The 12,187-nt window shown below is 66.9% G+C and carries 14 protein-coding genes; 9 read left to right on the top strand and 5 right to left on the bottom strand.

What is annotated here, in order from left to right; genetic code table 11:
- Window positions 1-18: 18 nt before the first annotated feature.
- Together OVA31_RS24490 and OVA31_RS24485 are read left to right on the top strand one after the other, a co-directional pair.
- On the top strand, window positions 19-384 hold the full coding sequence (locus OVA31_RS24490; RefSeq protein ID WP_267629101.1) for a VOC family protein: 366 nt from the start codon (window positions 19-21) through the stop codon (window positions 382-384).
- A 20-nt stretch (window positions 385-404) separates the two neighbouring features.
- The gene (locus OVA31_RS24485) at window positions 405-971 is read left to right on the top strand and encodes a mismatch-specific DNA-glycosylase (RefSeq protein ID WP_267629100.1); all 567 of its coding nucleotides are present in this window, start codon (window positions 405-407) and stop codon (window positions 969-971) included.
- A gap of 9 nt (window positions 972-980) precedes the next feature.
- Here the strand turns inward: OVA31_RS24485 and OVA31_RS24480 are convergent, their stop codons facing one another.
- From OVA31_RS24480 to OVA31_RS24460, 5 genes are all read right to left on the bottom strand, one after another.
- Window positions 981-1,277: a DUF503 domain-containing protein gene (locus OVA31_RS24480; RefSeq protein WP_267629099.1), complete on the bottom strand. Its 297-nt coding sequence runs from the start codon at window positions 1,275-1,277 to the stop codon at window positions 981-983.
- 12 nt (window positions 1,278-1,289) lie between these two features.
- Complete coding sequence (locus OVA31_RS24475; protein WP_420714235.1) at window positions 1,290-2,615, bottom strand: polysaccharide pyruvyl transferase family protein; 1,326 nt, start codon at window positions 2,613-2,615, stop codon at window positions 1,290-1,292.
- Window positions 2,616-2,666: 51 nt separating this feature from the next.
- Window positions 2,667-3,503, bottom strand: coding sequence for a polyphosphate kinase 2 (ppk2, locus tag OVA31_RS24470; protein WP_267629097.1), 837 nt, complete (start codon window positions 3,501-3,503; stop codon window positions 2,667-2,669).
- An 86-nt stretch (window positions 3,504-3,589) separates the two neighbouring features.
- On the bottom strand, window positions 3,590-4,582 hold the full coding sequence (locus OVA31_RS24465) for a malate dehydrogenase (RefSeq protein ID WP_267629096.1): 993 nt from the start codon (window positions 4,580-4,582) through the stop codon (window positions 3,590-3,592).
- A 73-nt stretch (window positions 4,583-4,655) separates the two neighbouring features.
- On the bottom strand, window positions 4,656-5,210 hold the full coding sequence (locus OVA31_RS24460; RefSeq protein WP_267629095.1) for an META domain-containing protein: 555 nt from the start codon (window positions 5,208-5,210) through the stop codon (window positions 4,656-4,658).
- A 281-nt stretch (window positions 5,211-5,491) separates the two neighbouring features.
- On the opposite strand from OVA31_RS24460, the gene secA2 reads away from it, so the two are divergent.
- The 7 genes from secA2 (at window position 5,492) to OVA31_RS24425 (ending at window position 12,167) form a co-directional block, all read left to right on the top strand.
- Window positions 5,492-7,921 (top strand): accessory Sec system translocase SecA2, encoded by a 2,430-nt coding sequence (secA2, locus tag OVA31_RS24455; protein WP_267629094.1) that lies wholly within the window; start codon window positions 5,492-5,494, stop codon window positions 7,919-7,921.
- Window positions 7,922-7,962: 41 nt separating this feature from the next.
- Window positions 7,963-8,559, top strand: a complete 597-nt coding sequence (locus OVA31_RS24450) for a CDP-alcohol phosphatidyltransferase family protein (protein WP_164309950.1) — start codon at window positions 7,963-7,965, stop codon at window positions 8,557-8,559.
- A 109-nt stretch (window positions 8,560-8,668) separates the two neighbouring features.
- Complete coding sequence (gene gcvH, locus OVA31_RS24445) at window positions 8,669-9,073, top strand: glycine cleavage system protein GcvH (RefSeq protein WP_267629093.1); 405 nt, start codon at window positions 8,669-8,671, stop codon at window positions 9,071-9,073.
- Between the two features lie 377 nt (window positions 9,074-9,450).
- Complete coding sequence (gene garA / locus OVA31_RS24440) at window positions 9,451-9,906, top strand: glycogen accumulation regulator GarA (RefSeq protein ID WP_164309949.1); 456 nt, start codon at window positions 9,451-9,453, stop codon at window positions 9,904-9,906.
- Between the two features lie 43 nt (window positions 9,907-9,949).
- A complete protein-coding gene (locus OVA31_RS24435; RefSeq protein ID WP_164309900.1) occupies window positions 9,950-10,636 on the top strand; it encodes a MerR family transcriptional regulator in 687 nt (228 codons plus the stop codon).
- A gap of 128 nt (window positions 10,637-10,764) precedes the next feature.
- Window positions 10,765-11,271 (top strand): bifunctional nuclease family protein, encoded by a 507-nt coding sequence (locus tag OVA31_RS24430; RefSeq protein ID WP_267629092.1) that lies wholly within the window; start codon window positions 10,765-10,767, stop codon window positions 11,269-11,271.
- 248 nt (window positions 11,272-11,519) lie between these two features.
- Window positions 11,520-12,167, top strand: coding sequence for a MerR family transcriptional regulator (locus OVA31_RS24425; RefSeq protein ID WP_164309898.1), 648 nt, complete (start codon window positions 11,520-11,522; stop codon window positions 12,165-12,167).
- The last annotated feature ends 20 nt before the right edge of the window (window positions 12,168-12,187 follow it).

Below are 12,187 nucleotides of genomic sequence, written 5' to 3'. Positions count from 1 at the left end.
GCGGGTTAGCCTGGTGACGTGGCCGTCTCCCTGGAAATGATCACCGTCGACACGACCGATCCGGTTCCGCTGGCGAACTGGTGGTCCGAGCAGATCGGCGGTTCGATCCATGCCGAGAACGAGGGGTTCTTCGTCGTGGTCTCCATGGGCGTCGGCAAGCCGCTGCTGGGGTTCCAGAAGGTCGATGACCCCACGCCGGGCAAGAATCGCCTCCACCTCGACATGTCGACCGACGACCTCACCGCCGAGGTGGATCGATTGATCGCCGCCGGCGCGACGAAGATCGCCGATCGCGCGTTGCCCGGCCTCGAGTGGGTGACCCTCGCCGACCCGGACGGCAACCAGTTCTGTGTGTCCGGCACGCGGGCCGCGCCCGAATCCTGATCGGCGAGGCCGCGGTCGACATGGGATTCACCCGTGAGGAGTTGCTCGCCTGTCGTGGGGTCACGGTCCCGGATCTGATCGGCGACGATTGTCGGATGCTGTTCGTCGGCATCAACCCGGGACTGTGGACGGCGGCGGTGGGGGCACACTTCGCCCGCCCGGGCAACCGGTTCTATCCGGCTCTCTACCGTGCGGGCATCGTCGACCGGCTTGTCGATGCGTCGCGCGGCATGTCCGACGACGACCGGGACCTGCTGTGCAGCAGCGGTATCGGGATCACAAACGTGGTGGAACGGGCGACCGCGACGGCCGCGGAGCTGTCCGCTGACGAGCTGCGTGCCGGTGGCGAGCGCCTGCGTGCCACCGTGCGCAGGGTGGCGCCTGCCGTCGTCGCGGTCGCGGGAATCACCGCGTATCGGTCGGCGTTCGGTCTGCGCCGTGCGGTCGCCGGGCGCCAGGCACAGGCGTGGGATGGTGCGGCCGTGTGGGTGGTGCCCAACCCGAGCGGACTGAACGCCCACGAGACGGTCGAATCGCTGGCGACGGCGTACGCGCGTGCCGCCCGGGAAGCCGGCCTGCTCGGCTGACGGGCGATCTCACACGTCGGTGGATGCGATGACACGCCGGCGGACCGACAACAACTCCACCTCGGGTCGGCCAGCGGCACAGCGTTCGACCTCGTCGAGGACGTCCATCACGTGCGTGCGATCCGGCGCCACCACGGCCACACCGATCACCGCACGACGGTGGGCGTCGAGATGCCCCACCTCCGCTGCCGACACCGAGAACCGCCTGCGGATCTCGGCGACGATCGGTCGCACGACGGACCGCTTGTGCTTGAGCGAGTGCACATCACCGAGGAGGTAATCGAACTCCGCAAAACCGATCCACATTGTCGGACCATACTACCGACGGGGGCGAAGATCTCCCGACCGGCGACCACGACGCGGATAGATCCTCTGTGCCAGAGCTTTTTTCAAGGCGACTGCGCGGTCTCGGGCGTCCTCGGGAAAGCCGCCTGCGGTCGGGCGGTCGGGTATCGTCTCGGCCCCGGTGACGACGGTCCAGCGTGAGCCCACGGCCACCAGCGATTCGTGTTTGGTCGCGTAATAATCGGGGCGTGTGACCACCGCGACGCCCGGGTCGCCCGCGGCGGCCGCGACCAGGTGGGGGTGGAATCTGGTGCTGATCCACGCATCGCCCCGCCCCACCGTCAGACCTTTACGCCACACGTCGATGAACGGCACCGTGGTGGCGCCGTCGAGTCGGTCGCCGAGTCTCGTCGGTACCTCCAGATCACCTCCGGGAATGCCCTCGACCACGGTGATCGCCTCGGCGGGGACCTGCCAGGCGTCGAGGGTGGCACGGATGAATCGGGTCAGTGCGTCGAGACCGGTGGACCCGAACGCCACGAAGTCGTCGGTGAGATCGGATTGCAGACACAGCGTCACACCCTCCGGGTGGCGGGGTCGGCGTGTCGCGCCGGCGACGTCGGAGACACTGTCAGTGCCGTCGACATCGGAGACCGTGTCGATGCCGTCGCCCTCGCCGACGGCGAGCCAGGCATCGTCGCCGGTGTGGCGCCGGGCCCCGATCCCCGACAATGCTTGCGCCGACGCCTCGTCCCGGACGTCGAACACGGTGAACACCCCGATGGCATCGGTCAGTACCGACCACGCCGGCTCGTCGAGCAGAGGTATCAGCCCCTGCCCCGTGGCGTACGCGGGTACCCCCGTCATCCTGGTGAGTTCCGCGATGGCGGCGACGAGCGAGACATGGTGTGGCCAGACCTGATTGACGTAACCTCCGCCCAGGAGGTGGACCGACGACGCCCGTCGGAACACGTCCACACCTTCGGCGAGGCGGGGGGCCGGCCCGAACGTCGTGGCGGCCTGGGCCACCCACGTCCAGGGTGTCGTGGGATCGGGGCCGTCGGTTCGCGTGGTGTCGGCGGCGTATTCGGCCAACTGCCACAGGGTGTCCACGAAGACCGCCCCCGGATGGACACCTCGCAGCAACAACGAGGTCTGCCCCGGGCTGTGGCAGTCGAGCACGACCAGTGCGTGCGGGCGTGTCCGCGCCAGGTACTGCAACCAGGCGAGCGCGATCAGCTCGTCGCCGTAATTCGGGTGTCCAGACGGCGCGATGAGATAGATGATCTCGTCGTCACCGTCCTCGTCGCCCGCTCCGATGCGGAAGCGAGCGCGGAGGGCCGAGGGAAGACCGGGCATCTGCACCCAGGGGATGTTACTCACCGAGATCGTCGGCGCGGCCTGAGTGCGTCAGTGATCGCCGCCCAGCAGCGCTGCCACGTGGTCGGGGACGTACTTGGACAGCGATCGCGGTGGCCGGCGGTAATTGCCGGAGTCGATGGGTTTCTTCGGGAGTTCGACCTTGTGCAGAGGAACGTCCTCGTAGTCGATGGTGGACAGCAGGTGCGAGATCATGTTGAGGCGAGCGTGCTTCTTGACATCGGACTCGACGACATACCAGGGGCTCAGCGCGGTGTCGGTGTGCACCATCATCTCGTCCTTGGCCCGGGAGTAGTCCTCCCAGCGGTAGACCGCCTCGAGATCCATCGGACTGAGTTTCCACTGGCGGACAGGGTCGTTCAGACGCGAGCGGAATCGCTTGAGCTGCTCCTCGTCGGAGACCGAGAACCAGTACTTGCGCAACAGGATCCCGTCGTCGATCAGCATCTGCTCGAAGATCGGTGTCTGGCGCAGGAATCGGGTGTGTTCGGCCGGGGTGCAGAACCCCATCACCTTCTCCACGCCCGCGCGGTTGTACCACGAGCGGTCGAACAGGACGATCTCGCCCGGCGCGGGCAGCTGTGCCACATAGCGCTGGTAGTACCACTGTCCGCGTTCGCGATCGGTGGGCGCAGGCAATGCGGCCACACGGCTGACCCGAGGGCTGAGGTACTCGGTGATCCGTTTGATGGTGCCACCCTTGCCCGCGGCGTCGCGCCCCTCGAAGACCACCACCACGCGGGCGCCGGTGCTCCGAACCCATTCCTGGAGCGAGACCAGCTCGGTCTGCAGGCGGAAGAGTTCGGCTTCGTAGACCTTGTTGGGGATCTTCGCGGGACGGTCGTGTTCTTTCGCCTTCTTCGCCATGGATGGAGCTTAACGGTGGTTCGGTGGCGCCACCCCGCAGATCAACGACTCGCGGGGCGGCGCGCGTCCGGGGCGTCGTGAATCGGTCAGGCGGGTAACAGATCTCCGACTGCAGCGATCTCGTCGGCGAGCTCGGCCGCCGAGGCGTCGATGCGGGCCCGGGAGAAGTCGTTGATCTCGAGACCTTCGACGATCTCCCAGCGCCCGCCGACCGACCTGACGGGAAACGAACAGACGAGTCCCGGCGGTATGCCGTAGACGCCGGGTGAGGGGAGCGCCGCCGACGTCCAGTCGCCTTCGGGGGTGCCGAACACCCAGTCGTGCACATGGTCGATGGCGGCGTTGGCGGCCGACGCCGCCGACGAGGCGCCCCTGGTGTCGATGATCGCGGTGCCCCGTCTCGCCACGGTCGGGATGAAATCGTCGACGAGCCAGGTGCGGTCTTCGGCGATCTCGGCACCGCTGCGATCACCGACGCGGGCGTGGAAGATGTCGGGATACTGCGATGCCGAATGATTGCCCCACACCGAGACCCGGCTGATCTCCCGAACCGGGCATGCCGTGTGATGCGAGAGCTGGGCGATGGCACGGTTGTGGTCGAGGCGGGTGAGGGCGTTGAACCGCTCGGACGGAATGTCCGGTGCGTGCGCGCAGGCGATCGCGGTGTTGGTGTTGGCCGGGTTGCCCACGACGATGACCCGGAGATCGTCGGCGGCAACGTCGTTCAGCACCGCACCCTGCTCGGCGAAGATCGCTGCGTTGGCCGCGAGGAGGTCGGCGCGTTCCATACCCTTGCCGCGCGGGCGGGCGCCGATCAAGAGCGCGTGGTCGGCGCCGTCGAAGGCCGCCCGCGCATCGTCGAAGATGTCCACCGACGTCAGCAACTCGAAGGCGCCGTCGTCGAGTTCCATCGCGGTACCGACCGCGGCAGGCAACGACGGAGGTAGCTCGAGCAATCGGAGCCGAACCGGTTGATGGTGTCCGAGCATGGCTCCCGCGGCGATCCGGAACAGGGCGGCGTAACCGATGTTTCCCGCGGCGCCGGTGACGGTCACCACGGCGGGAGGGGTCGATGGCATGAGCACCTTCGTGTGTCGGCGGCGTTGAGGGAAGGAGGGTGAGCAGGGAGGAAGGAATCAGCGTGGGGGCGGCTCAGCGGGGGAGAGCGGATTGTTCGACGAGCGCCACCGTCTGCCGTGGGCTCGAGAGGACGAGCGCCGGACCGAACGCTCGCCAGGTCAGCGGCACCGAGGTGAACGTCTCGAGCCACTGATCGGCTCCCGCGCGTGGTCCGGGGCAGGCCATTCGGGTCGACACGAGGGTGTGGATCCGCACCTGGTCACTCGATATGGTCGCGGTTCCCAGGTGTCGGTTGCACCCGGCGCCGAGTGATATCCGATCCGGGCGTTCGAAATGCACGGTCATCGGGCCGCCACCCGGGATGACGCCGCCGAGGACCGCGACCGATGAGTACGACTTGCCGACGAGCATGCCGGGCAGAGTCTGGGGGAGCGGGCGGGGCATCGGTGCGGGTGCGGGTGCAGCCGACGCGGCGGCGATCCCGAACGCGGACAGCATCGACATCAGCAGCACGCTGGTGAGCAGCAGCATCACGGCCCGGCGGGCACGAATCGGACGTGGTCGCGCCGAACCGCCGATTCCGGGGTTCGGTCCGCGTCGTGGGGTGGGATGATCGATCGGATTCATGGCCACTTCTCCTGGGACGGGGTCCGTCATCCAAACCTAGCCGAGTGACGGGACCGGCGGAACGCGACTCGAGGGGATGTGCCGATGATCGTGGGACCCTCGTCGCGCACCGCAGGTGGTTCACCACGGTGGCGCGATCGGCGACGCGTACCGTGGACGGCGACCTCGGGGCATCGTGGTCGTTTCGGCACGACCGGAGTCTGACGTCGGTGCTGCGAGAATTGGTGCCACGACCAGTACACATGCATGCCCGACAGGCGCGAGTCAGGAGAAGTGTTTCGGTGGGAAAGCTGACGAACAGCATGTGGCGACTCCTGGGCTCCCAGTCGTCACGCAATCAGTCGAAGTCCGTGTCGTTGATCAAGGATGCGGACGCACACACGGCGTGGGCGGACGGACTCGACGACGACGCGTTCGCCGCCGAGGCGGAGAAGCTCGAAATCGGCGCGAATTCCGACGACCGCGCGCGCTTCCTGGCGCTCGCCCGCGAAGCCGCGGACCGGACCCTCGGCATGCGCCCCTTCGACGTCCAGTTGCAGGGTGCGCTTCGTCTGCTCGAGGGCGACATCGTCGAGATGGCCACCGGTGAGGGCAAGACCCTGGCAGGTGCGATCGGAGCGATCGGACACGTCCTGCAAGGGCACCACGTCCACGTGATCTCGGTGAACGACTATCTCGCCACCCGCGACGCGGAGTGGATGGGACCACTGTTCACAGCCTTCGGCATCGTGGCGAAGGCGGTGTCGGAGAACTCGGACCGGGACGAGCGCAAGGCCGCGTATGCCGCCGATATCACCTATGGGTCCGTGAACGAGATCGGCTTCGACGTGCTGCGCGATCAGCTGGCGCTGTCCGATGGCGATCTGGTGTCGCCGACTCCCGACGTCGCGATCATCGACGAGGCCGACTCGGTGCTCGTCGACGAGGCGCTGGTGCCTCTGGTGCTCGCCGGTTCCACCGAGGCCGAGGCGCCCGATCAGGCGATCCACGACGTGGTGGCCCGGATGAAGAACAAGCACTACGAGGTCGACACCGAGGGGCGCAACGTCACCCTCACCGACGAGGGTGCGGCGTTCGTCGAGGAAGAACTCGGCGGAATCAACCTGTACGACGAGGACCATGTCGGCAGCACCCTCGTCCACGTCAATGTGGCGATGCACGCGCAGTACCTGCTCGAGCGCGACATCCACTACATCGTCCGGGACGGCGGCGTGCATCTGATCAACGCCTCGCGTGGGCGCGTGGCCCAGTTGCAGCGGTGGCCGGACGGTGTCCAGGCCGCGGTCGAGATCAAGGAGGGCCTCAGCCAGACGGATTCGGGTGAGGTGATCGACACGATGACCGTGCAGGCCCTCATCGGCAGGTATCCCCGGGTCTGCGGCATGACCGGCACGGCGCTCGCCGCGGGTGAACAGTTCCGTCAGTTCTACGACCTGCTGGTGTCACAGATCCCGCCGAACACCCCGAACATCCGGATCGACGAGGCCGACCGTGTCTACGACTCCAAGGCCAACAAGGTCGAGGCGGTCGTCGCGTATGTCAAAGAGGTGCACGAGACCGGGCAGCCGATTCTCATCGGCACCCACGACGTCGCGGAATCCGAGGAGCTCGCGTACTTCCTCGACAAGGCCGGGGTCTCGCCGGTGGTGCTGAACGCCAAGAACGACGCCGAGGAGGCGAAGATCATCGCCGAGGCCGGCGCCCGCGACGCGGTGACGGTCTCGACGCAGATGGCCGGGCGCGGTACCGACATCCGCCTCGGCGGGTCCGGCGACGACGAGTCGGCTCGAGACGATGTCGTGGCGCTTGGCGGTCTCTGTGTGGTCGGCACCGGACGACACGACACCGAGCGTCTCGACAACCAGTTGCGCGGCCGCGCCGGCCGCCAGGGCGATCCGGGTCGCTCGGTGTTCTTCTCCAGCCTCGAGGATCCGGTGGTCACCAAGAATCTCGCATTCAAGCGTGATCCGGTGTCGCAGGCCGAGGACGGCTCGATGGGCGCCAAGGGCATCGATCTGATCGAGCAGGCGCAGCGCATCGCCGAGGGCGTGATGCTGGAACTGCATGCCAACACATGGCGCTACAACACGCTGGTGAACCAGCAGCGCGACATCGTCGTCAAGCGTCGGATGGAGCTCCTGACCAGTGATGTGGCCCTCGACGAACTGGCTGCCGAAGAACCCGCGCGGTACGCGGAGCTGACCGGAACCGCGGCGGTGACGGAAACGGCCGACGCAGGCGACGCGAAAGCCGACCCGGAGGCCACCGAAGCAACCGAAGCAGGCGATTCTGCTGCCTCGGAGACAGACGACGCCACGACACCCGCTCCGGTCACCGAACCGGTCGAGAAAGAGGTCCTCACCCAGGTGGCGCGTGAGATCATGCTCTTTCACCTCGACCGGGCGTGGGCCGACCATCTCGCGTTCGTGTCCGACGTGCGGGCGAGCATCCATCTCCGGTCATTGGGCAAGGAGAGCCCCCTCGACGAGTTCCACAAGCTGATCCTCGACGAGTTCTCGACGCTGCCGGGCGAGGCGGTCGAGAACGCCCGCAAGACGTTCCGGGAGGCGACGATCACCAACGAGGGCGTCGACCTCGGAACCGCGGATCTGCACCGCTCGACCACCACCTGGACCTACATGGTCCACGACAATCTGTTCTCGTCGGGCGGCGCGAAAGCCCTCCAGGGCATCATCGGCATCTTCCGGTGACCTCCGGCGGGCGCTCGGAGGTGCCGGCAGAGCGCGACCCGGTGGACCCGCCGGACGAACTGTCCGACGGGTCGGACCGGGTGGTGACCCTACCGAACGCGCTCAGCGTGCTGAGGTTGGCGCTGATCCCGGTGTTCGTGTGGTTGTTGCTGTTCGAGAAGGCCGACGGATGGGCGTTCGCCGTCCTGATGTTCTCGGGGTTCTCCGATTGGGCCGACGGCAAGCTCGCCCGGTGGCTCAACCAGTCGTCGCGGATCGGGGCACTACTCGATCCGGCCGCCGATCGGCTCTACATCGTGATCATCCCGATCGCGTTCGGCCTGCGCGAGTTCCTGCCCTGGTGGCTGATCGGCGTCGTCATCGCACGTGACGTCGCGCTGTTCGCCACGGCGCCGTTGCTGCGGTCGCGCGGGCTCGTCGCGCTGCCGGTGCTCTACATCGGGAAGGCGGCCACCTTTGCGCTGATGAGTGCGTTCCCCTGGTTGCTGGCCGGGCAGTTGGATTCGGTCGTCGGGACGATCTGTTATCCCATCGGCTGGGCGTTCATGATCTGGGGCGTCGGCCTGTACCTGTGGTCGTTCCTGCTGTACGCGTATCAGACGGTGCTGGTCGTCCGCCGGATGCCCCGCGTCAGGTGACAGCCGCCGTATCCGGCGGCCGGACCCACACGGTGGCCGCCGATGACCTAATGTCCTCCGTTTGAAGTAGTTCGAAGTTTTTGCCGCCTCCGACAAGAAAGGTGCGACAGTGAGCGAGACCAATGTGCCGCCGTCCCTGCGCTACACGGCCGAGCACGAATGGGTGGAGCGGACCGGGCCCACGACGGTGCGGGTCGGTATCACCGACTTCGCGCAGGATGCGCTCGGGGATGTGGTGTTCGTCCAGTTGCCCGGTGCCGACGATGCCGTCGAGAAGGGCGAGTCGTTCGCGGAGGTGGAGTCCACCAAGAGTGTGTCGGACATCTACGGGCCGCTCGACGGGACGGTGTCGGCCGTGAACACCGAGTTGGAGACCACCCCTGAACTGGTGAACTCCGATCCGTACGGGTCCGGCTGGCTCGTCGAGATCACCCTCGCCGACGAGGCAACGCTCGACTCGGCACTGGCGGAGACCCTGGACGCCGACGGTTACCGCGCCGTCACCGAGAACTGACCGTCGCGGGACGCGCGAGAACTGACCGTCGCGGGACGCGAGGGTGCCGTGAACTGCGAAAGGCATTCTCGGATGAGGTCGACCGAGCACGACAACCCGACAACACGGATCGTAAGCGACCGGCGGATCGGGGCGCTGCGACTATCATCGGCGGTGTCCTGGTCGCCTCGACCGCCCGTGCGGCGGCCGCGCAACACGGTACGGTTTACTGCAGCAGAACCGGTTCGAGTGCCGATGAGACGCGGCGAGCCGGACGTTCGAAGGCAGAAGAAGATGCATCGACATCGAAAGCCCGGTGGCGCGATTCGCGTGGCCGTTCGGGGCCGGTAGGTGTGGGCGCGACGACGCCTACGGGCACCGAGACAGACGAAGGAGAAGTGGTGAGCGAAAACGACAAGGATCTTGAGGCACCGGTGGAAACCACCTCGGTTTTCCGGGAGGAGTTCATCTCCGAACTCGATTCCGGAGCGACCGCCTCGAGTGAACCTGCCGACACCGGGGTGGAGAGGCTCTCGCCCGGCACGGCGCTGCTTGTCGTCAAGCGTGGTCCCAATGCGGGCTCACGATTCCTGCTCGACCAGGCGACCACGTCGGCGGGTCGGCATCCGGACAGCGACATCTTCCTCGATGACGTGACCGTCAGTCGCCGCCACGCGGAATTCCGCCTTGGCGACAACGAATTCCAGGTGGTGGACGTGGGCAGCCTGAACGGCACCTACGTGAACCGGGAACCCGTCGACACCGCGCAGCTGAGCAATGGGGACGAGGTGCAGATCGGCAAGTTCCGATTGGTCTTCCTCAGCGGCCCGCGCGACGGCCAAGCGGGCGCCTGACCTCGTGACCGCGTCGTCGGCGGGTCAGCACGGAGAAGGGTCGATGTCGATCGGCTCTGTCCTGGCGCTGCTGCGTGAGGACTTCCCGGACGTGACGATCTCGAAGATCCGGTTCCTGGAGTCCGAGGGGTTGATCACGCCCGAACGCGCGCCGTCGGGTTATCGCAGGTTCAGCACGAACGACTGTGAGCGGCTCAGGTTCGTCCTGACCGCCCAGCGTGACCGCTACCTGCCGCTCAAGGTGATCAAGGAGCAACTCGAGGCGATCGATCGCGGTGAGGGAGGCGCAGGCGCCGGGGGCACCCGGTTGTTGTCCGCCGCACGCAACGCGGTCGCCCCGGCCACGGATTTCGGTTCGCGCGGCGGCCGGGTCTCGCGGGAGACACTGATCGAACGAACCGGGGTCGACTCGGCGTTCGTGACGGAGTTGCTCCGCAACGGGCTGCTGACACCGGGGCCTGCGGGATTCTTCGACGAGGATGCGGTTCGTCTGGTGGAGGCCGCCGCCGCGTTGGCGAATTACGGCGTGGAGACCCGTCACCTCCGCGCCTTCAAGGTCTCCGCGGATCGTGAGGCCGGATTGGTTGCGCAGATCGCGAATCCGATCGCCAAGGGCAAGGGCACGGGTGCCCGGGATCGGGCCGAGGAGTTGGCCCGGGAGATCGCGGCGCTGTCGGTGACCCTGCACACCCAGTTGGTCAAGGCCGCCGTCCGGGGCGTGCTGGACTGATCGGTCCGCGACTCCCGTCGCGGCGGCGCGACGCGGTGTAGCGTCGTTGACATCGATATACGGCGCCGGGACGTGGCGAACGGGGCCGTCGAGTAGTGTCCTGGCGATCACGAGGAAGCGGGTGCTAGATGGGCGAAATGCGAGTCGTGGGCATTCGGGTCGAGCCGCCACAGAGCCAGCCGGTATTGCTGCTGCGCGAGGTCGAAGGTGAACGCTACCTACCGATCTGGATCGGGCAGAGCGAAGCCGCGTCGATCGCCTTGCAGCAGAAGGGCATCGAACCGCCGAGGCCGCTCACGCACGATCTGATCGTCAACCTGATCACCGAATTCGGGCGAACCCTGAAAGAGGTTCGGATCGTCGACATGCAAGAGGGCACGTTCTACGCGGAGATGGTCTTCGCGGACGACCTGCGGGTGTCGGCGCGTCCGTCGGATTCCATCGCGGTGGCGATGCGGGCCGGAGTGCCGATCGTCGCCGAGGAGGATGTGCTGACCGAGGCCGGGTTGCTGATCCCGGACGAGGACGGCTCCGAGGGCGAACCGGGCGATGGGAAAGAGGACGAGGTGGAGAAGTTCAAGGAATTCCTCGACAACGTCTCACCGGATGATTTCAAGGCGAGCGGCGGAACCTGAGTCCCGTTTGGTCACGGAACGGACACTGTCGGGTCACCGTTTGCTCGATCTCAAGTTGAGGTTGAGGTTGCACCGCGCGTCGCGTTGATTTGGGACTCCCGCCCGACCTACCGTTCACACGTCGCCCGTTTTCGGCGGGGACGGAGGATGATCGTCCGTCAGGCGCGTACTGTTGAAGCAGTCCTCGAGGCCGCTCTTCGAGGTTCGGAGCCTGTCGAGTCGGTCCAGACGTTGCGAGGGAGTCTGCAGTGGGCGATAAGCCGTTCGACGACGGAGTGACGTCACCGACGGATGCGGCACCTGACGGTGCCGCCGAGAACGCCCGTACCCGGTCCGCGACGCAGGGCAGCCTGGAAGACATCGCGCCGGGCCTGTTCCCGAACGACACGGTGCCCGACGAGCTGGTCGGCTACCGGGTGCCGAGTGCGTGCCAGATCGCCGGCATCACCTATCGGCAGCTCGACTACTGGGCCCGCACCTCGCTGGTGGTGCCGTCGATCCGGGGTGCTGCCGGTTCGGGTAGCCAGCGTCTGTACTCGTTCAAGGACATCCTGGTCCTGAAGATCGTCAAGCGTCTCCTCGACACCGGGATCTCATTGCAGAACATCCGTGTCGCGGTCGATCATCTCCGCAAGCGCGGCGTCGAGGATCTCGCCCGGATCACCCTCTTCTCCGACGGGACGACCGTCTACGAGTGCACCTCTGCCGAGGAGGTCGTCGACCTGCTTCAGGGCGGCCAGGGTGTCTTCGGGATCGCGGTGAGCGGGGCGATGCGCGAATTGACCGGCACCATCGCCGATTTCCCGGGTGAACGCGCCGACGGCGGTGTGACCGAGACCGCCCCGGAGGACGAATTGGCGGCGCGTCGTAAGAACCGGACCCGCCGCACCGGCTGACCCGCCAACCGCTCCGGCAG

The organism is Gordonia sp. SL306, from assembly GCF_026625785.1.
Lineage (GTDB): Bacteria > Actinomycetota > Actinomycetes > Mycobacteriales > Mycobacteriaceae > Gordonia.
This window is presented reverse-complemented; position numbering and strand designations above follow the sequence as displayed.